Annotated in this window: 16 protein-coding genes and 1 tRNA gene; 6 read left to right on the top strand and 11 right to left on the bottom strand. The window is 64.6% G+C overall.

Features of this window, described 5'->3' with window-relative positions; genetic code table 11:
* The first annotated feature begins 75 nt into the window (after positions 1 to 75).
* Positions 76 to 1,374, top strand: coding sequence for a TadE/TadG family type IV pilus assembly protein (locus tag XH90_RS02600; protein WP_371748379.1), 1,299 nt, complete (start codon positions 76 to 78; stop codon positions 1,372 to 1,374).
* 56 nt (positions 1,375 to 1,430) lie between these two features.
* Here XH90_RS02600 and XH90_RS02595 read toward each other — a convergent pair whose 3' ends face one another.
* The 3 genes from XH90_RS02595 to XH90_RS02585 all read right to left on the bottom strand — a co-directional run bounded on the left by XH90_RS02595 (position 1,431) and on the right by XH90_RS02585 (position 5,338).
* Positions 1,431 to 2,987, bottom strand: a complete 1,557-nt coding sequence (locus tag XH90_RS02595; RefSeq protein ID WP_194479070.1) for an amidase family protein — start codon at positions 2,985 to 2,987, stop codon at positions 1,431 to 1,433.
* A gap of 122 nt (positions 2,988 to 3,109) precedes the next feature.
* Entirely contained in the window at positions 3,110 to 4,144 is a 1,035-nt protein-coding gene (locus tag XH90_RS02590; RefSeq protein ID WP_194479069.1) for an aldo/keto reductase, read from the bottom strand.
* Between the two features lie 12 nt (positions 4,145 to 4,156).
* Positions 4,157 to 5,338, bottom strand: coding sequence for an MFS transporter (locus XH90_RS02585; protein WP_194479068.1), 1,182 nt, complete (start codon positions 5,336 to 5,338; stop codon positions 4,157 to 4,159).
* Positions 5,339 to 5,436: 98 nt separating this feature from the next.
* On the opposite strand from XH90_RS02585, the gene XH90_RS02580 reads away from it, so the two are divergent.
* Complete coding sequence (locus tag XH90_RS02580; protein ID WP_194479067.1) at positions 5,437 to 6,390, top strand: LysR family transcriptional regulator; 954 nt, start codon at positions 5,437 to 5,439, stop codon at positions 6,388 to 6,390.
* Positions 6,391 to 6,397: 7 nt separating this feature from the next.
* On the opposite strand, the gene XH90_RS02575 is transcribed toward XH90_RS02580, so the two are convergent.
* Positions 6,398 to 6,487: transfer RNA gene (locus XH90_RS02575), tRNA-Ser, on the bottom strand.
* Positions 6,488 to 6,681: 194 nt separating this feature from the next.
* On the opposite strand from XH90_RS02575, the gene XH90_RS02570 reads away from it, so the two are divergent.
* The gene (locus XH90_RS02570) at positions 6,682 to 7,023 is read left to right on the top strand and encodes a hypothetical protein (protein WP_194482564.1); all 342 of its coding nucleotides are present in this window, start codon (positions 6,682 to 6,684) and stop codon (positions 7,021 to 7,023) included.
* A 41-nt stretch (positions 7,024 to 7,064) separates the two neighbouring features.
* Here XH90_RS02570 and XH90_RS02565 read toward each other — a convergent pair whose 3' ends face one another.
* The 3 genes from XH90_RS02565 to XH90_RS02555 all read right to left on the bottom strand — a co-directional run bounded on the left by XH90_RS02565 (position 7,065) and on the right by XH90_RS02555 (position 11,068).
* A complete protein-coding gene (locus XH90_RS02565; RefSeq protein WP_194479066.1) occupies positions 7,065 to 8,528 on the bottom strand; it encodes a trehalose-6-phosphate synthase in 1,464 nt (487 codons plus the stop codon).
* 227 nt (positions 8,529 to 8,755) lie between these two features.
* Entirely contained in the window at positions 8,756 to 9,577 is an 822-nt protein-coding gene (otsB, locus tag XH90_RS02560; protein WP_194479065.1) for a trehalose-phosphatase, read from the bottom strand.
* A gap of 3 nt (positions 9,578 to 9,580) precedes the next feature.
* Entirely contained in the window at positions 9,581 to 11,068 is a 1,488-nt protein-coding gene (locus tag XH90_RS02555) for an MFS transporter (RefSeq protein ID WP_194482563.1), read from the bottom strand.
* A gap of 130 nt (positions 11,069 to 11,198) precedes the next feature.
* Between XH90_RS02555 and XH90_RS02550 the strand changes: the two genes are divergently transcribed.
* On the top strand, positions 11,199 to 11,570 hold the full coding sequence (locus XH90_RS02550; RefSeq protein WP_194479064.1) for a DUF3175 domain-containing protein: 372 nt from the start codon (positions 11,199 to 11,201) through the stop codon (positions 11,568 to 11,570).
* 3 nt (positions 11,571 to 11,573) lie between these two features.
* Here XH90_RS02550 and XH90_RS02545 read toward each other — a convergent pair whose 3' ends face one another.
* Positions 11,574 to 13,613 (bottom strand): methyl-accepting chemotaxis protein, encoded by a 2,040-nt coding sequence (locus XH90_RS02545; protein ID WP_194479063.1) that lies wholly within the window; start codon positions 13,611 to 13,613, stop codon positions 11,574 to 11,576.
* Positions 13,614 to 13,863: 250 nt separating this feature from the next.
* Here XH90_RS02545 and XH90_RS02540 point away from each other — a divergent pair, with 250 nt between their 5' ends.
* Together XH90_RS02540 and XH90_RS02535 are read left to right on the top strand one after the other, a co-directional pair.
* Positions 13,864 to 15,033: an FIST N-terminal domain-containing protein gene (locus XH90_RS02540; RefSeq protein ID WP_194479062.1), complete on the top strand. Its 1,170-nt coding sequence runs from the start codon at positions 13,864 to 13,866 to the stop codon at positions 15,031 to 15,033.
* Positions 15,030 to 16,388: a hybrid sensor histidine kinase/response regulator gene (locus XH90_RS02535; protein WP_194479061.1), complete on the top strand. Its 1,359-nt coding sequence runs from the start codon at positions 15,030 to 15,032 to the stop codon at positions 16,386 to 16,388. The genes XH90_RS02540 and XH90_RS02535 overlap by 4 nt, the downstream gene beginning before the upstream one ends.
* Before the next feature lie 145 nt (positions 16,389 to 16,533).
* Here XH90_RS02535 and XH90_RS02530 read toward each other — a convergent pair whose 3' ends face one another.
* The 3 genes from XH90_RS02530 to XH90_RS02520 all read right to left on the bottom strand — a co-directional run bounded on the left by XH90_RS02530 (position 16,534) and on the right by XH90_RS02520 (position 19,354).
* Entirely contained in the window at positions 16,534 to 17,226 is a 693-nt protein-coding gene (locus tag XH90_RS02530; protein ID WP_194479060.1) for a response regulator transcription factor, read from the bottom strand.
* A 130-nt stretch (positions 17,227 to 17,356) separates the two neighbouring features.
* A complete protein-coding gene (locus tag XH90_RS02525) occupies positions 17,357 to 18,043 on the bottom strand; it encodes a response regulator transcription factor (protein WP_194479059.1) in 687 nt (228 codons plus the stop codon).
* A gap of 123 nt (positions 18,044 to 18,166) precedes the next feature.
* Positions 18,167 to 19,354: a c-type cytochrome gene (locus tag XH90_RS02520; protein WP_194479058.1), complete on the bottom strand. Its 1,188-nt coding sequence runs from the start codon at positions 19,352 to 19,354 to the stop codon at positions 18,167 to 18,169.
* Between the last annotated feature and the right edge of the window lie 30 nt (positions 19,355 to 19,384).

Below are 19,384 nucleotides of genomic sequence, written 5' to 3'. Positions count from 1 at the left end.
GGTCAACCCTTGCGTAAGTTCCACGATGCTAGCGTCCGCGCATCGTTGTTCGCGTAAGGATGTGTTTGCTTGAACATTGCCACCGGGAATGCTCATCGCCTGTTGTCGAAATTTGCTTCCGACCGCCGTGGCAATATCGCCGTCATCTTCGCGCTCGCGCTGGTGCCGCTGCTGTCCTTCGTCGGCGCCGCCGTCGACTATTCCCTGGCCGCCCGGGCGAGAGCGAAGCTGGCCTCTGCGCTCGACACCGCCGTACTGGTCGCCACCGCCAAGAGCGAAATCACCAGGAGCACTTCGGCGGCGCAGAGCGATGCGCTGAACACGTTCACCGGACAGATGTCCGCGCTCGGCATGAGCTCGACCGCCGTGACCATCAACGTGGTCGACAGCGTCACCACCCGAACCGCCACGGGAACGGCGTCGGCGACGGTGACGACCTATTTCATGGGGATTCTCGGCTACAAGACCATGGACGTCTCGGCATCCTCGACCGCAGCGGCCTCATTGCCGGCCTATGTCGATTTCTATGTGCTGCTGGACAATTCGCCGTCGCAGGGACTGGGCGCGACCACGGCGGACATGACGGCCCTGCAGAGCGCGACCTCCGATAGCTGCGCCTTCGCCTGCCACGACACCTATACGTCGAGTTCGAAGAAGACCAAGCAGACTAACAGCTACTACTCGATCGCGAAGAACCTCGGGATCAAGATGCGGATCGACCTGGTGCGCGACGCGACGCAGTCGCTGACTGACACCGCCACCGCCAGCCAGCTCGTCAGCAATCAATACCGGATGGCAGTCTACACCATGGGCAGCGACTGCGGCGCGATGGGCCTGACCACGATCTCTGCGCTCACCTCGAGCCTGTCCTCGGTGAAGACCGCAGTTGCCGGCGTCGACCTGATGACGATCCCCTACACCAACTACAACAACGATATGTGTACCGACTTCGACGGCACCATGTCGTCGATGAACACCACGATCCCGACGCCAGGCGACGGCTCGTCCTCCTCGCCGCAGAAATGGCTGTTCTTCGTCACGGATGGTGTCGCCGACTATTACTATCCCTCGACCTGCACCCAGACCGTGATCACTTCGTCCGGTCGGTGCCAGGAGCCGTTGACGACGACGATCTGCGACACCATCAAGGCGCGCGGCGTCAAGATCGCGGTGCTCTACACTACCTATCTCGCGATCACTAACAACTCCTGGTACAACACTTACATCGCACCGTTCCGCAGCTCGATCGCGACCAAGATGCAGGCTTGCGCGACGTCGGGTTATTATTACGAGGTCTCGAGCGATTCCAGCATCAGCGCGGCGCTGAACGCGCTGTTCCAGAAGGCGATCGCGGCCTCGCATCTGACGAACTGATCCGGCCGCCTCGTCAGGGCCTCGCGCTTGTTGCGCGAAGGCCCGAAAAGCAAAGGTCAGGCCATGGTTTCCCATAGCCGATGGGCCAGCACGCCGGCGCGCTTCTCGATCGCGGCGGCCGCATCCAGCGCGAGATCCTCGCGATAGCGTCCGGTGATCAGCTGCACGCCGATCGGCTTGCCATCGTGCACGGTCACAGGCACCACGGCGCCGGGCAGGCCAAGCACGTTGATCGCCGAGATGAAGCGGATCTCGCCCCAGAATATTTCCTGGACGCGCTCGGCGCTGACGGTGTCCTCGCGCGGACCCGGCGTCGGCTTCACCGTGGTCGGCGCCAGCACCACCGGGTACTCCTCGAAGAACAGCTGCCAGGCGCGGATATGGCCGTTGCGCGCGGCGGTCGCCTGCATCCAGGCCTTGAGATCGAGGATATTGGCCTTGGCTTTCATTCCGCCCCACGCCTTGTGGAAATCTTCCGACGTGACCTTCAGCATGCCGGCCTCCTGCATCACCACCGTCTCGTTGGTGATGATGTCGCACCAGGTCTGCCAAACACCGTTGATGTCGGGCACGTCGACCTCACTGACGCGATAGCCGGACCGCTCCAGATGATCCGCTGCCTGGCGGAGCGCCGCGCTGACCGCCGGGTCGACCTTCATGTCGTCGGGGATCTTGGCCAGCGCGACCTTGATCGGGCCCTTCGGCTTCGGCCCCGTCAGCGGCGCCGGCACCCACCAGGGGTCGCGCGGGTCGCGCTGGCTCATGACCTCAAGAGCCAGGCGGACGTCGCCGACGTGGCGGGCGAGCGGCCCCTGCGCCGACATCAAATGCGCCAGCATCGGCCGTTCTGCCGTCGCGCTGGCGTTGAAGGCTGGAATGCGGCCCTGCGTCGGCTTGATCGTCGCGACGCCGTTGCAATGCGCAGGCCAGCGCAGCGAGCCACCGATGTCGTTGCCATGCGCGATGGTGCCGATGCCGGCGGCGACCGCCGATCCCGCGCCGCCCGAGGAGCCGCCGCAGGTGATGTCAGGGTCCCAGGGATTGAGCGTCAGCCCATGCAGCGGGTTGTCGGTGAAGCCGCGGAACGAGAATTCAGGCGTGTTGGTGAGCCCGATGACGATCGCTCCTGATTTCTTCAGGTTGCGGACGACAGGCGAATCCGACGGCGCGATGAGACCCTTGTTGGCGGGTACGCCGTTGTAATTGGGCCGGCCCTCGTAATCGACATTCTCCTTGATGGTGATGGGCACGCCGTGCAGGAGGCCGAGTCCGCCGCCCCTGGCGCGCTGCTTGTCAGCCGCGTGCGCGGCCTTCAGCGCGTCCTCGCCGAGATCGACGACGACCGCATTCAGCCTGGGATTGACCGCATGCATCCGCTCCAGATGCGCCTCGACGGTCTCGACCGCCGAGATTGCGCCGGAGCGGATCGCCGCCGCGGTGTCGACCGCCGACCATTGCCAGGCCGGCCCCCTGGGACGACGTGGCGCGGCCTTCTTGACTGTTTTCTTGACCGGCTTCGCCGCAGCCGCCTTGCGAACGGCGGTCATCTTGCTCGCGGTTTTCGCTGCTTTCTTCGAAGCGCTTCTCTTCTTGGTCGCCGTCTTCTTCGCCACGTTGCATCTCCTGAAATTGCGACGCGAAGGTTACGGACGGCGTTGCAGCCTGTACAGCGGCGTTTCTGCATGGCGCATTGGCGGCGGCCGCCAATGCGACGAATTGTCAGGGATCGATGGACTCACACAAGCGGCGGGTTCAGCCGCGCAAACCCGTCCTGGATGCGATACGGATAATAAGGATAAGGCGGCATCACTGTGCTGACCTCGTCGAGGCGTCTCAGCTGATCCGCGCTCAACGACCAGCCGACGGCACCGAGATTGTCGCGCAGCTGCGCCTCGTCGCGGGCGCCGATGATCACCGAGGAGACCGTCGGGCGCGACAGCAGCCAGGCGATCGCGACCTGCGGCACGGTGCGGCCGGCCTCGGCGGCGATCGCGTCGAGCACATCGACAACGGCATGGAGCCGCTGCTCATCCACGGGTGGTCCGAACTGCGCAGTCGCGTGCAGGCGGCTGTTTTGCGGCAATGGCTGATCGCGCCGGATCTTGCCGGTGAGACGGCCCCAGCCGAGCGGGCTCCAGACCAGCGCACCGACGCCCTGATCGCGCGCGAGCGGCATCAGCTCCCACTCGTAGTCGCGGCCGAGCAGCGAGTAATAGACCTGATGCGCGACGTAGCGTTGCCAACCGCGGCGGTCGGCGATAGCCAGCGACTTCATCAATTGCCATCCGGCGAAATTGGAGACGCCGACGTAGCGCAGCTTGCCTGAGAGCACGAGCGTATCGAGCGTGGACAGCACCTCCTCGATTGGCGTGAAGGCGTCGAAGGCATGGAGCTGGAGCAGGTCGATACAATCGGTGCCGAGCCGCCGCAGCGCGGCATCGACCGAAGCCAGCAGCCGATGCCGCGACGAGCCGGCATCCAGCGGACCATCGCCCATCGGCAGGCTCATCTTGGTCGAGATCAGCACCTTGTCGCGCCGGCCCTTGATGGCGGCGCCGAGAATCTCCTCGGAGGCACCGCTCGAATAGACGTCGGCGCTGTCGAACAGATTGACGCCGGCCTCCAGGCAAATGTCGACCAGTCGACGCGCCTCGTCAGTGCCGCTGCGGCCCCAGGCCGAGAACAGCGGGCCCTCCCCGCCGAACGTGCCGGTGCCGAAGGCGAGAACGGGCACCTTGAGTCCGGAAGCGCCGAGATTGCGATATTCCATGTGACCTTCCTCCTATTCTGCCGGGCACGCCGCGACGACTGCCTGGCCGCGGTCGAGCTGAAGGCTCCACAGCGCCAGCGCCAGCCCGACCGCCGTGATGCCGGCCGCAACCAGCGGCAGCGCGGAGAGGCCGAGCCCGCGATCGATGGTGACGCCACCGGCCCAGGCACCAAGTGCGTTGCCGAGATTGAAGGCAGCAATGTTGAGACTCGAAGCCAGCGTACGGCCGCTCGGGCCGGCAGCTTCCAGCACGCGCAGCTGGAGCGGCGCGACAGTCGCGAACGCCGCAACGCCGAGCAGCAGGATCAGAGCGATCGTCGGGATTTTCACGGACAGCACAGCCGCAAGACCAGCCAGCACGACGGCAAGTGCAGCCAGCGTGCCGGTCAGCGCGCGGCCAAGGCCACGATCGGCGAGCTTGCCGCCGGCGACATTGCCGATCGCAAGTCCAACGCCGAACACCAGAAGGATCGGCGATACCGCCGCTTCCGAGAAGCCTGTGAAGCGCGTCAGGATCGGCTGGATATAGGTGAAGACGACGAACAGACCGGCAAAGCCGAATACGGTCATGGCAAGGCCAAGCAGCACCTGCGGTCGGCCAAGCACCGCGACCTCCTCCGCCAGCGTGATCGGCTTGTCGTTTTTGCCGACATGGCCGGGCACCAGCACCGCCACCACCGCAAAGGCGATCACCCCGATCGCCGTCACCGCCCAGAACGCCGCACGCCAGCCGAGCATCAGGCCGAACCAGGCACCGAACGGCACGCCGAGCAGGGTTGCGACCGTGAGGCCGATGAACATGGTCGCGATGGCGGAGGCGCGTTTGTCCTCGGCGACCAGGCTTGTGGCGACCACCGAGCCGACACCGAAGAAGGTGCCATGGGCCAGCGAGGTCAGCACGCGCGCCGCCATCAAGAGCTCGTAGTTCGGCGCCAGCGCGCACGCCGCGTTGCCGAGGGTAAAAATCGCCATCAGCGCCAGCAGCACGGTCTTTCGCGGCAGCCGGCGGGTCGCGAGCGTCAGCACCGGCGCGCCGACGAAAACGCCGAGCGCGTAGCCGGAGACGAGCAGGCCCGCGACCGGCACGGAGACGTGCATGTCGGCGGCGACCTGGAGCAGCAGGCCCATGATGATGAATTCGGTAGTGCCGATGCCGAAGGCACCGGCGGTGAGCGCGAGAACGGCGGGAGGCATGCGTGGCTCCATTGGATGAGACGAGCCACGCAGATAGCGGCGCTCGCACAAAACCATTAGAACGTCCGCAATCCAATCATTTGTGACCTGAATTCAACATGGCCCGTTTCGACACCAACCGCTCCGCCGAGATGGAAGTTTTCGTCCGCGTCGTCGATCTCGGCGGCTTCACGCAGGCCGCCCGAAGGCTGCGCCTGACGCCGTCGGGCGTCAGCAAGCTGATCTCGCGGCTGGAGGCGCGGCTCGGCTCGCGGCTGATCAACCGCACCACGCGCAAGCTGACGCTGACCGAGGAGGGCCAGGCCTTCTACCAGCGCTCGTTGCGCATCCTCGGCGAGATGGAGGAGGCCGAGCGCGAGGCGGCATCGGGCGCCACGCCGCGCGGCCGTCTCACGGTCAACAGCAACATCCCCTTCGGCATGCTGCATCTGATGCCGCTGGTCCCGCGCTTTCTCGAACGACATCCCGAAATCACGCTCGATCTCGTGCTGACGGACACGCTGATCGACCTGATGCAGGAGCGCGCCGACGTCGCCATTCGCGTCGGTCCGCTGAAGACTTCACGCCTGATTGCGCGCAAGCTCGGCACCAGCCGCATGGTCGTCGTCGCCTCGCCGGATTATCTGGCGCGCGCGAGCACGCCGAAGACTCCGGCGGATCTTGCGGAGCATCGCGGCATCGGCTGGACCTTTTCGCGCATCCGCGGCGGCTGGCCGTTCAAACGCGGCGACCGTACCGAGGAGGCGGTGCCGCCGCCTGCCGCCCGCGTCAGCGACGGCGAAGCCGCGCGCCGCCTCTGCCTCGGAGGCGCCGGCCTCGCTCGCCTCGCCCTCTTCCACATCGGCCCCGACATCGAAGCCGGCCGCCTCGTGCCGGTGCTGCAAAGCTATAATCCCGGCGACCGCGAAGACATCCACGCCGTCTATGTCGGCCATGCAGCGCCCCTGCCGGCCCGCGTGCGCGCCTTCATCGACTTTTTGGCGGAGCATGTCCGGGTGAACGATCCAGCGCTGAAGCGCGCGGGGGAGGGGAAGTGGAAATTGATGGTATGAGGCTGTATGGCGGAGAGAGTGGGATTCGAACCCACGGTACGGTTTCCCGCACACACGCTTTCCAAGCGTGCGCCTTAAGCCACTCGGCCATCTCTCCGGAGCGCCCTCTCTTGAAGGGGCGCCGGCGATTTTGCAAGGGATCGCGGGTAAATCGGATGAATTTTCCGTAACATATTGCAATTACTATCGAATATCTGGCGTCACGCGACCAGCCGGAACCGCCTGCACTGAACCGGTGACGGGTTTGGCGCGACGATTCCCTTGAAGATGCCAAACATGCCCAAGGACACCATGACCATCCGCAAGACTCTCGCCGCTCTTTGTCTGATTTCTGCGGTGGGGGTGGCCACTGCCGCCCCGGCTCAGGCCCAGGCCTGCACGCGTCAAGGTGTCGATGTGACCTGCGACGACGGGCGGCGCGGGATCCTTTCAGGCGATGCAATCCTCTGGCCGGACGGGACCCGTTCCAGCTCGACTCCGCATCAGAGCGTGATTATCGGCAACAAGAGTTCGGTGCATGTCGGGCCGGGCGTGTTCGTCGGCCAGGGCAAGGGTGTTGTGCCGATGGATGATCCGAACGCGCCGAACAAGCGGCAATGCGCAATCCTGGATGGCGTGTCGTATTGCTATTGAGAGCTCGCCTCTCCCGTCGAGGACCGGGAGAGGCAAAGAGGCTAGATCAACCGCACACCTGAGATCGCGGATTTCAGCCAGCGCAGCGCCTGCGGCGGCTGGGCAGCGAGCGGCGCCGCTGCGACTTTCTCGGTGCGGCATTTCTCCAGCTCGGCGACGAAATCCGACGACCATTGCTGGATGGTGTGGCCGCGCAATGTCTTCATCATCGCCTCCCACCGCATCTTGCGCTCGGTGAGCGGCATCGCGGCAGCGACAGCGATCGCTCGTGCCATGCCGTCGATGTCGTGCGGATTGACCAGCAGCGCGGTATCGAGTTCGTTGGCGGCACCGGCGAATTTCGAGAGCACGAGCACGCCGGGATCACCAGGGTTTTGCGCGGCGACATATTCCTTGGCGACCAGATTCATGCCGTCATGCAGCGGCGTCACCACGCCGACCTGCGCGGTGCGATAGAGGCCCGCGAGCACGGCCTGGCTGAATCCCTTGTTGAGATAGCGGATCGGCGTCCAGTCGACCTCGCCATGGCGGCCGTTGACGTCGGTGACGAGACGCGCGACCTCGTTCTGGAGGTTGCCATAAGCCTCGATGCCACCGCGCGAGGGATTGGCGATCTGGAGCAGCGAGATGCTGCGCGCAAGCTGCGGTTGGTCGGTCCAAAGCCGATCGAACGCACTGATGCGATTGACGAGACCCTTGGAATAATCGAGCCGGTCGACGCCGATCGCGAGCCGCTCGCCGTTGAGGCTGCGGCGCAGTCGCGATACGTCGGGATGCGACGCCGACTTCGCGGCATAGGCTGCAAACTTCTCCGCGTCGATGCCGATCGGAAACACCTCGCAGCGCGTACGACCGTGCTGCGAGAGCACGACGCCGTCGTCGATGATGAGGCCAAGCTCCCCGCTGGCATAGGCGATAAAATTCTGGCGATCCTCCTCGGTCTGGAAACCGAGCAGATCGTAAGCCAGCATCGCCGTGATCAGCTCACGATGATTGGGCACGCCCTGCATCACGGCTGCCACCGGCCAAGGCGTATGCAGGAAGAAGCCGATGGGATCATCAACGCCGAGGTCGCGCAGCTCCGCACCGAGCGCCAGGAAATGGTAATCCTGCACCCAGAAGGCCGTCTGTGGTTTGCGGAAACGCATCAAGGCGCGCGCCATGAAGGCGTTGACCTCGCGATAGCTGACATAGTCGTCGCGCGAGACGCGAATCAGATCGCTGCGCGAATGCAGCGCTGGCCAGAGCGCAGAATTGGCAAATCCTTCATAGTAGCCGCCATAATGCGCCGACGGCAGATCCAGCGTCGCAATGGCGCCCGAGCCAAGCGCCTCTATTTCCGCGAACGGTTCCTTCTGATGGCCATCACGCACACGGCCGGAGGACCCCACCCAGATGGCACCCGAATACTCAACAACGGGAAGCAATGCCGCTGCCAGGCCGCCCGTCATGGGTTCGTTAGGTTTGCCGCGCGCAACTCGATTTGAAACGACGACTAAGTTCACAGGTCGTCCCCTCCTGTTCATTCCACCCCGTTTAACTGCCGTTCATCAATATGGTTCCTGTCATCATTTCCACGAAATGAAACCAAAGTCGGGCGAGCGCGTTGGAACCAGTTTCCTTGCAGGGAACCCGGCGATTTCATTTGGTGAAAGATCGAATTCGCCACGGCATGAGCTGCGCCTGAAACGGCACTGCGCGCGTCACAATGTGGCTCCCGCGTGACGTTGCCTTATTCCAACCTTGTGTCGTCGAGCAGGCGCGCAAGGAACGCACGAACGTCGTTCGGCGCATCGAAGTGACCGTTGACGCCGATGGCGCGCCGGCCGACCGAGAAAGAGAGACCGTTCATGTCGGGCATGATCGCAAATACGGTCTCATCGGTGACGTCGTCGCCAATGAAGATAGGGCGGCGCCCTCTAAACGGCTCATGCTTCATCAGCTCGCGCACGCCGGTCGCCTTGGTGAACCCGGAATGCTTGATCTCGCAAACGAACTTGCCGGGCAATACCTCGATCGGTGCATTGGGCAGATCTGCGCGGATCAGTGAGACGGCTTCATAGATCGCCTTTTCCGCATGAGGCGCGAGGCGATAGTGCAGCGCCAGCGAATAGCCCTTGTCCTCGAGCAGGATGCCGGGGCTGAGCTTTGCGATCGCGGCCAGTCGACGCTTCAGCTCCTTGTCCATCGGTGGCGCGTGCACGTCGTCGGCCTCGTTCTCCACCGTCAGGCGCATCTCCGCGCCGTGACCGGCGACGGCGCGAAACACATCGGGCGCAAAGATCAGGTCGATGTCGTTGAGCGAACGGCCGCTGACCATGGCCAGCGCACCCGAGGTACGCTCCGTCAGCCGGTTCAGCGTCTCCGACAGGCCCGGCGGCACCCAGACCTCACGCGGCGTCGGCATCAGATCGAGCAGCGTGCCGTCGATGTCGAGCAGGATCGCGGTCTCGTCGAGATGCGGGACGAGTGCGTGCGGCACCGGCACCGCGTCGGGCGCTTCTTCGTCGGGCATGGCGCGTGTCTGGTCCAGTTCAGCGAGTTGCGATGTCATAGTCTACTCCATTGAAGCGAGCGGCCGTGCGATTTGTTCGAGCGATTTGCGCTCCGCGGAGACGGCGTAGCGCCACGCCACGATCGCAGCCGCGATCATCAAAAACGCCCCCAGCAAATAACCGGCGAACACACTGTTGCGCGACCCCGTATCGATCAGCGCCCCGAACAGTGCGGGGCCTGCGACGCCGCCGATGCCGGTGCCGACCGCATAGAACACCGCGATCGCGAGCGCGCGAACCTCCAAGGGAAAGGTTTCGCTTACCGTGAGATAGGCTGCGCTGGCCGCGGGCGAGGCAAAGAAAAAGATCACCATCCAGGCAATGGTCTGCCCCTGTGCGCTCAGCGCGCCGATCGAGAACAGATAGCCCGAGAACGCCAGCAGCAGACCCGAGACACCATAGGTGAACATGATCATGGCGCGGCGCCCGAGCGTGTCGAACAGACGTCCGAGCAGCAGCGGCCCTAGGAAATTGCCGGCAGCGAACGGCAGCAGGTACCAGCCGACGTGATCGGCGCTGATGCCGTAGAAGTCGGTCAGCACCAGCGCGAAGGTGAAGAAGATCGCGTTGTAGAAGAAGGCCTGCGCGACCATCAGCACAAGCCCGACCAGCGCGCGCTGACGATAGGTGCCGAACAGCGTTTGCACGACTTCGCCGATCGGGGTGTGATCACGCATCTTCAGCCGCATCTTGGGAAAGCGTCTCTCGTCCGCATCCTGATCTCGTCCGATCACCGAGCGCTCGATGTCGTCGACGATGGCGTGGGCCTGGTCGGGGCGACCATGGATCATCAGCCAGCGCGGGCTTTCCGGGATCCACATCCGCATCAGCAGCACGACGAGGCCGATGATTGCGCCAATGAGATAAGCGAGCCGCCAGCCGAGGTCAGGGCCGATCGCCGCGGGATCAAGCAGCACGATGGCCGCGACTGCACCCATTGCCGCGCCGATCCAGAAACTCCCATTGATGACGAGATCCGTCCAGCCGCGATAGCGTGCAGGCACCAGTTCCTGGATGGTCGAGTTGATCGCGGTATATTCGCCGCCGATGCCGGCGCCAGTCAGAAAGCGGAACAGCGCGTAGCTCGCGACATCCCAGGACAACGCGGTCGCAGCCGTCGCGGAGAGATAAAGCGCGAGCGTGATGAAGAACAGTTTCTTGCGGCCGATGCGGTCGGTCAGCCAGCCGAAGCCGAGCGCACCGAGCACCGCGCCGGCGAGATAGGCGGAGTTGGCGATACCGAGATCGAGATTGGAGAAGTGCAGTGTCGGGCTTTGCTTCAGCGCGCCCGAGAGCGCGCCGGCGAGCGTCACTTCGAGACCGTCGAGAATCCAGGTGATGCCGAGCGCCAGCACGACGCGGGTGTGAAAGCCGCTCCACGGCAGCGAATCGAGCCGCGCGGGAATGCTGGTCTCGACGATGCGATCGGTCCCGGCGGCTGCCGAGACTGCAGGTCCATCGTTCAGCGCGGGGCTCTGCTGCAATTTCATCGCGTTGCTGGAGTCGTGGGGACGCGGCATTCCGCCTGCCACCTGCGACAACGCTTGCGGCAGAGGCCGGTTCCCCTGGGAACGGCCGCGAATACCGGCCGTTTCTGCTGGAGCCGCAAGGAGTTGACGCATGGCTCATGTCAGAAAGACGACACATTCGCGCAAACCAGCAACACGCAAGAAGTCCGGCGCTCGGCGATCGTCCGCGCGCAAGAGTACCAGGCGCGTGGCGCCAAAGTGCTGGTCGCAGCGCGTGACCAAGCAAAGCGACGCGCTCGACCTCAAGCGCGGCGTGTTCACACTCTCGAGCCCGAGGAAGATCGCCGCATCGCTGAAGCGCTCGGCCGAGCACAGCGCGCGCCGCAAGACCGGCGCTTATCGCTCCGCGCTTTCGATGCTGACGTTCTATATCAACCGCGCCGGCACGACCCTGCCGAAGACGCAGCGGGCAAGACTGGAGAAGGCCAAGGTGGAGCTGAAGCGGGCGTTTGGGAGGGAGTGATCCCTACGCCGCCCGGATGTTGCCCATGAAGCGGTCGAGTTCAGCGCGCAAGCGCGTGCTTTCGGACGACAGCGTCTTGGCCGAGTTCAGCACCTCTTCCGAGGCCGAGCCGGTTTCGGCAGCCCCGCGGTTGACCTGGCCGATGTCGGTCGCGGCGGCGTGGGTGCCCTGCGCGACGTTCTGAACGCTGCGGGCAATCTCCTGGGTCGCGGCGCCCTGCTCTTCCACCGCGCTGGCGATGGAAGTCGAGATCGACGAGATCTTGCCGATGGTGGCGCCGATCTCCTTGATCGCGGCGACCGACTCGGCAGTGGCGCCCTGCATGCCCGCGATGTGCGAGGAAATCTCGTCGGTGGCCCTCGCCGTCTGGCTGGCCAGCGACTTCACTTCGCTCGCAACCACCGCGAAGCCGCGGCCAGCGTCACCGGCGCGTGCCGCCTCGATGGTGGCGTTGAGCGCCAATAGGTTGGTCTGCTCGGCAATCGCGGTGATTAGCTTGACCACCTCGCCGATTTGCTGGGCGGCGTGAGAGAGCTTGCCGATGCGGCCGTCTGTTTCCTTGGCCTGCACGACGGCGGCTTCGGCAATACGGCTGGAGTCGCGAACCTGACGGCCGATCTCCTCGACCGAGGCCGACAGCTCTTCCGTCGCGGTCGCGACCGACTGCATGTTGCTGGAAGCCTGCTCGGACACGCCGGCGACCTGGCTCGACAGCGTCTGCGTGGTCTCGGCGGTACGGGTCAGGGTGGACGCAGACGACTCGAGTTGCACGGCGGAGGCCGAAACGTTGGAGACGATCGCTCCGACGGCGGTCTCGAAATCATCGGCAAAGCGGATCAGCTCGGAGCGGCGAGCCGCTGCCTGTTCCTTGTTCTGGACTTCGCTGGCTGCGGCGTCGCGCTCGGCCTTGGCGACCGCCTGAACCTTGAACTCCTCGACCGCGCCGGCCATCTCGCCGATCTCGTCCTTGCGCCCCAGGCCCGGCAGCACGACGTCGAAATTGCCCGAGGCGAGCTCCCGCATCGCCTTGCACATCGCGATCATCGGCCGCGAAATGCCGGTGCCGAGCAGGAAAGCGAGAACCACGCCCAGCAGCGTGCCGCCGACGGCGAGCATCAGCACCAGGTGCTCGGTCTTCCCGATGGTCGCTTCCGATTCCGAATCCAGCCGCTGCTGTTCGGCGACCAGATCCGCCTTCATGGCGGTGGCGCCGCGAAGAATCGCGCCCGCCGAGCCGCTCATCTCGGTGACGAGCTCATCGACCAGCTTCGCGTTGGCGATCAGCTTCTGCAGCGCTTCGCGATAGGCGACGAGGATCGCCTTGGCGTCCTTCAGGCCGGCCACGATATTGTCGTCCATGGAATAGACCGCACCGAGCGAATTCTCGACGAATTTCAGCCGCGCCAGTGCACTGTTTGCGATCGACTGGTCGGACGTCAGCACGAAATTGGTCGCCGCGGCGCTTGCGGTCTGGAACTGGGCATTGACCTGCTTGGTGCCGAATTCGATGGCCTGGGCCTCCGAATCGGAGGCGTTGTTGCCGATGTCATCGAGCTTGTATTTCAGCAGGTTGGCCTGGCGCGAGAGCTGGTTCTGCACCAGCAGCGCGCTGTCACGCTTCGCCTGGAGGACCTTGGCGAAGGTCGCCGAGAAATTGGCAAACTCCTTGGCGAGCTTGTCGAGGCTGTCCTGCCGCGCCGGCGTCTTGGCGCTCTTGACGGCCAGGTCGATGGCGTTCTTCAGGCTGGCTTCGGCGTCCAGCGCCGCCTTGGCGTCGTCTTCCTTGCCGGTGACGACGAAATATTTGACGGCCGAGCGGTAGCCGAGCAGCTCGCGGTCGATGTTGCGGGCGAGATCGGCCTCCGAGACGCTGCTGCGATAGGAGCCGACGCCGGATGAGACCCGCTCGAAGCCGAAATACGCGAACGCCATGCTGCCGGCCGAGATCACCAGCACCGCGGCAAAGCCGAGGATGATCTTGGCGCGGAACCGGAGGGTCGGAAAGATGCTGCGCTTAGACGGCGACGCGGTACGCCCGGACATTCCCAACCCCCATATGCTCTTCCAGCCGCAATCGAGAGGCGCCCCGCCCCCGGACCCGGATGCGCAAAACTAGGGCAGAATCGATAAAGGGCGGTAAATTCGGCACCCCCGGCAAGGCTGATCTGTTCGGCCCGACAGATGCTGGCCGTGGCCGGTCTCCGAGTTGCGGCAGGACCGAAAAAGCCATACAGTCTGGATACTTGTCAGGCACTTGGCGCAAGACCAAGGTGAGCCTCGAGGGAGAAACGGAGTGGGGCAAGCCGACTTTCGGATGAGCGACGCATCCGGCGTTGCCGTCGCGAAATCGAAGGCTGCGACCGTCGATGGAGCTGTAGCCGAGCTTGCGGCGCAGCTGCCTTCGGACGACCTCGCCCTGATCCTGGTCTTCCTCTCACCTCACTACGACCCTCACCATTTCATTGCCGAGATCACCCGGCAATTCGACACGACCCCTGTCTGCGGCTGCACCACCGCGGGCGAGCTCGCGCCCGACGGCTGGGACGAAAACAGCGTCGTGGCGCTGGCATTCAGCCGCGCTGATTTTTCCGCAGTGGTCCGGCCGATCCTCAATCTCGACAGCTTCCGGGTCGAGGACGGGCGGCGGATCGGCGGCGAGCTGCGCCACGAGCTGTTGCGCGTGACGCCAGAGGTGGACCGGGGCAATTCGTTCGGCCTGGTCCTGATCGACGGGCTCTGCCGCCGGGAAGAAGCGGTGATGTCCGCCATCTACGCCTCGCTCGACGACATCCCGGTCGTCGGAGGGTCGGCAGGCGACGGGTTGCGCTTTGAAAAGACCTGGGTGTTCTTCGAAGGCAACGCCTATACGAATGCCGCCCTCCTGATCCTTCTGAACACGTCGCTGCCCTTCAGGGTCTTCAAGTGCGACAATTTCGAGCCGATGCCCCAGAAGATGGTGGTGACCGAAGCCGACATCGAGAGCCGCACGGTGAAGGAGCTGAACGCGGAGCCCGCCGCCGAGGAATATTCCCGGATGGTCGGGATCATGGAGGACGCCAAGCTCGACCCTTTTTCTTTTGCGTCCCACCCGGTGCTGGTTCGCGTCGGCGGCTCCTACTACGCGCGGTCGATCCAGCGCGTCGAGCCCGACGGCTCACTGCATTTCTTCTGCGCCATCGACGAGGGCATGGTGCTCACCGCCGCGACCTCGCGAAGTCTCGTCGGCTCGACGCAGGACGTCTTCGCGCAAACGCAGGATCAGATCGGCGAGGTGTCTCTCTATATCGGCTTCGAGTGCCTGCTGCGCCGGCTGGATGCCGAGCAGCACCAGCTCGCCCGTGACATGTCCGAGCTCTATCGGCAGAACCGGGTGGTCGGTTTTCACACCTACGGCGAACAGTTCGGCTCGATGCATGTGAACCAGACGTTCACGGGCGTCGCGATCGGCAGGCGGCAGGCGTGAGCGAGACGTGGCAGGATCCTGCGACGGTCGAGCAGCTGCGGCGCGAGGCCGCGAAGCTGAAGAAGATCAATGCCGCGTTGATGTCCCGCGTCGAGCGCTCGATGGACCAGCAGTTCAACGCCTTCTCGCTGTTCGAGACGGCCATCGCGCTGGACCACCAGGTTCGCGACCGCACGTATCAGCTGCGTGAGGCACTGCATTCGGTCGAACGCGCCAACGAGGGACTGTATCGGGCCAAGCAGCAGGCGGAGGCGGCGAGCTCGCTGAAATCCTCGGTGTTGATCTCGGTCACCCACGATCTGCTGCAGCCGCTGAACGCCGCGCGCCTGACATTGTCGGCACTGACGGAGATGATGGAATCGCAGGAGGCCGGCCTGCTGATCGATCAGGTCGACCGCTCGCTGCTGACGCTGGAAGACCTGCTGCGCTCCTTGCTGGAGATCGCCAAGCTCGATGCCGGCGCACTCAAGCCCGACGTGCGTCCCCTGGCGCTGGCGCCCCTGTTCGAGCAGCTCCGCAATGAATTCGAGCCCATCGCCGCCCGGCAGCGCCTCGCTTTGCAGATCTGCACGACGGACCTGACGGTGTCCTCGGATGCGATGATGCTCAGGCGGATTTTGCAGAACCTGATCGCGAATGCGATCCGCTATACGCGCGCTGGCCGCGTCACCATGACCTGCGGGCATCGCCTGGACCGGGTCTACGTCGAGGTGTCGGATACCGGGCCGGGAATTCCACAGGCCCAGCAGGAGGCGATCTTCCGCGAATTCCAGCGCGGCGATGCCAGCGCAACCGACCAGGCGGGCTTCGGGCTCGGCCTGTCCATCGTTCGCCGTTTCGCGACCGTGCTCGGGCACGAGGTGCGCCTGTCGTCGCAGATCGGCCAGGGATCGACCTTCACTCTCGAGATGGAGCCGGCCGATCGCGCCGACGTCGGCGACGAGGCCCAGGCCGTCAAGCTCGCGGAACGGCAATATGGCGGGCTCGAAGGCGCCAAGATCCTTCTGATCGAAAACGATCCGTCGGGCTCCGAGGCGATGGCTGCCCTGCTCGAAGGCTGGGGCTGCGATGTCGCCACCACGCGGTCGGGCGCGGACGCACTGCTGCGCCTCAGCGAACTCGGCGGCGCGCCTGACGCCGTCATCGCCGATCTCCACCTCGACCACGGCGAGAGCGGCCTGTCGGCGATCGGCGAGATCAGGCGCAAGCTGGACATGGAGGTGCCCGCCATGATCATCACCGCCGACTATTCCGAAAAGGCCGCCAAAGAGGCGAGCCTGTGCGGGCTCGAAGTGCTGAAGAAGCCGATCAAGCCGGCCGAGATGCGCGCGCTGCTCTCGTTCCTTTTGAGCTAGCTGCACGGCGGCACGCACAAACACCGCAAAACAACCCCATGCACAGTAGCGGTATCATAATAATATCATGCAACGATCTGATTCATCGTAGAAACCATCCGGTGAATTGCATGCGCCTAATGAGGCGCGGCACGAAAACATCGCGTCACGGCTGATCCGGCTGGGCCCGCTCGCGCCGCGCCGAATTGCCCTCAGCGGCCAGCGTCGAAAAATCGATCCGGGACATTTCGACGATCGCCTTGGTGCGACTCAAGACGTTCAGCTTGCGCAGAATGTCCGAGACGTGAACCTTCACCGTCGTCTCCGAGATCTTCAACTCGTAGGCGATCTGCTTGTTCTGTAGGCCGCGCTTGAGCATTTCGAGCACGCGCAATTGCTGCGGCGTCAGATCGTGCAGGCGCTTGATGAGATCCTGCGCGGGGCCGCCGGCACGCTGCGGACGCGTCGCACGATAGGCGACGGGAACACAGACCGCGCCGCGCAGCACTTCGCCGATCGACTGCGCAAGATCCTGCTTGGACGAGGATTTCAGGATGTAGCCGGCGATGCCGAGCGACAATGCAGCGGAAATGATCTGCGGGTCCTGATGCGCGGAGACGATCACCACGGGAATCCTGGGAAACGTCTTGCGAATGCGGATGACGCCCGAAAGACCCGTGGTGCCCGGCATCGACAGGTCAAGCAGAATGAGGTCGAACTCCGAGGTCATCGCGACCTGCTCGAGCGCTCCGTCGATCGAAACCGCCTGGAGAATCTCGGCCGCAGGCTCGACCATCCGAAGCGCGCCTTCGAGCGCCTCGCGAAACAGCGGATGGTCTTCGACGATCAGAAACCGCATCGCGCGTAAGCCATCCTGAATGTCTGTCCAGAGCCTGGACGTCGCCGGGATCGACGGTGGATTGCCGGACCATGATAATGTCCCAGCCAGCTCACGCCGGCTTGATCCAGCTCAAGAACCACACCGCCCATCACGACGACCTCCCGCGATCGGGGCGCGCATTGGGCCGATTGCGCGGATCGGGCAGATCCATCTTGCCGATCTCGATGACCGCCTTGTTGCGGCTGAACAGACCGAGCTTGCGCAGGATCTCGGTGATGTGCGCCTTCACCGTCGATTCCGCGAGCTGAAGCTCCTGGGCGATCTGCCGGTTCGGGTGGCCGCGGCGCAGCAGGTCGAGCACGCGAAGCTGCTGCGGCGTCAGCTCGCGCAGCTTGACCTCGATCGCCTTGCTGGCGTCGGCGCGGCGCCGCTGCGGCGCCCCCACGAAATCCTTCGGGACCGACACCGATCCGCTCAGCACGCCCTCGATCGATTGCGCCAGCTCACGCTTCGACGTCGACTTGGGCAGATAGCCGGCGGCCCCCAGCGCCAGCGCCTCGCCGACCACACGCTGGTCCTCCTCGCTGGACACGATGGCCACGGGCAGGCGCGGATAGGCCTCGCGCAGCCGCAGAAAGCCGGAGAAGCCCGTGGCATCCGGCAGCGACAGGTCCAGCAATGCGAGGTCAATTCCCTGCTCGGCCGAGAGGGTCCGCATGGCATCCTCGATCGACATCGCCTCGAGGATCCGCGCCTCGGGCAGCGCCAGCCGCACGGCATTGCCGAGCGCCTCGCGAAAAAGCGGATGATCATCGATGATCAGGAAGCTGGCCATGGCACCTTCCAGGAAATCCACCGCACGGGCGGCAGTAGCGCACTCACCCCGCGTCGGTCTGGCGTCGGGAGGATGGTGACTGGACGCTAGCACATCTGCGCACTCCCGTACGGTCAAGGCGTTTCAGTCGTTCGATTCCGTCTGGACCGTCTGCAGGAAGGAATAGATGCTGTCGAACTGCTCGTCGGTGAAGACCTCCTGCCAGGCCGGCATGCCCTTGGACGGCCGGCCTTCATGCACTGTCTTCCAGAACACATCGCGGGTGTCGTCGCCGTAGCGGTGATGCAAGAGCCGAAGGTCTATCTTCCGCTCGCTCTGGATGGCGTCGGGCCCGTGGCAATGGGCGCAGGTGCCGTTGAAGATCTCCTTGCCCGCGCCGACGGCCGCGGCGCTTGGCGCGGCCGCGTCACCCTTGGCCTCGGTCGCCACCACATTGGCGACCTCGCTCACACCGGCGCCGGTTCCCGCCCCCGTCGTCGTTCCCGCCGGCACTGCTCGCGCCGCGCCGAAGCGCACCGGTTGTCCGGTTGGCAAGCCATACTTCACCGCGAGCTCGCCGATCGTCTTCTGAAGCTGCGGCAAGACGGCATCGACGCGATCGCGGAGCTCCGTGGATGTCTTCGCAAAGCCGATTGCGGCATCCCATGACAGGCCTTCGCCCTCGGTGAGCTGTATCTGATAGCGATCGTCGTAGCTGGTCTTGTTCAGCCAGCCGGCGACGGGTCCCCAGATGAAGGCGACGTCGACCTTGCCTTGATCGAGCGCCTGCATGCCCTCTTCCGGCGACAGCACGGTCACCTTCTGGATGTCGTCACGGCTCGCGAGCAGGTTTTGTGGCGTGCTGGCGAACTGAACCGCGACCCGCTTGCCCTTGAGCCCATCGACGCCGCCGATCGCCTGTCCCTTCGCCGCCACCAGGGCATAGCCCTCCTTGGCGAAGGCGTTGGAGAAGATCACAGCCGGCCCCATGAAATCCTCGGAGCGCGGCAATCCGATCATGGCGTCGCATTGCTTGCCGAGCAGCGTGACGCGGACGGTCCGCTTGCCGAAATAGGACTTGTACCAGTCATAGGCGATCGGCCGGCCGAGCGCGTGCGCCAGCGCCTGCCCGATCTCGACATAGAAGCCCGGCTGCGACGGACTATCGCTCGAGAACGGCAGATTGGTCGGATCGGCACAGAGCCGGAAAGGCTGGGCCTCGTCTGCGTGCAACGGCGAGGCCGGAACGACCAAAGCCGCGGCGACACATGCGAGCAGGCCTGAGATGGCGCGATTTCGGTTCGTGCCAATGCCGGAATGATTCGGACGCACCCTCGTCTCCCATAGCTTCGTTGGGCCGGA

The sequence above is a fragment of the Bradyrhizobium sp. CCBAU 53338 genome, from assembly GCF_015291665.1.
Taxonomy (GTDB): Bacteria; Pseudomonadota; Alphaproteobacteria; order Rhizobiales; family Xanthobacteraceae; genus Bradyrhizobium.
This window is presented reverse-complemented; position numbering and strand designations above follow the sequence as displayed.

What these genes read in the sequence shown, in the direction of transcription:
- XH90_RS02525 (WP_194479059.1), bottom strand. Translation starts at nt 18,043, where the DNA reads ATGGCCAGCTTCCTGATCATCGATGATCATCCGCTTTTTCGCGAGGCG.
- XH90_RS02555 (WP_194482563.1), bottom strand. Translation starts at nt 11,068, where the DNA reads ATGAAATTGCAGCAGAGCCCCGCGCTGAACGATGGACCTGCAGTCTCG.
- otsB (WP_194479065.1), bottom strand. Translation starts at nt 9,577, where the DNA reads ATGACATCGCAACTCGCTGAACTGGACCAGACACGCGCCATGCCCGAC.
- XH90_RS02550 (WP_194479064.1), top strand. Translation starts at nt 11,199, where the DNA reads ATGGCTCATGTCAGAAAGACGACACATTCGCGCAAACCAGCAACACGC.
- XH90_RS02545 (WP_194479063.1), bottom strand. Translation starts at nt 13,613, where the DNA reads ATGTCCGGGCGTACCGCGTCGCCGTCTAAGCGCAGCATCTTTCCGACC.
- XH90_RS02580 (WP_194479067.1), top strand. Translation starts at nt 5,437, where the DNA reads ATGGCCCGTTTCGACACCAACCGCTCCGCCGAGATGGAAGTTTTCGTC.
- XH90_RS02570 (WP_194482564.1), top strand. Translation starts at nt 6,682, where the DNA reads ATGACCATCCGCAAGACTCTCGCCGCTCTTTGTCTGATTTCTGCGGTG.
- XH90_RS02585 (WP_194479068.1), bottom strand. Translation starts at nt 5,338, where the DNA reads ATGCCTCCCGCCGTTCTCGCGCTCACCGCCGGTGCCTTCGGCATCGGC.
- XH90_RS02530 (WP_194479060.1), bottom strand. Translation starts at nt 17,226, where the DNA reads ATGCGGTTTCTGATCGTCGAAGACCATCCGCTGTTTCGCGAGGCGCTC.
- XH90_RS02590 (WP_194479069.1), bottom strand. Translation starts at nt 4,144, where the DNA reads ATGGAATATCGCAATCTCGGCGCTTCCGGACTCAAGGTGCCCGTTCTC.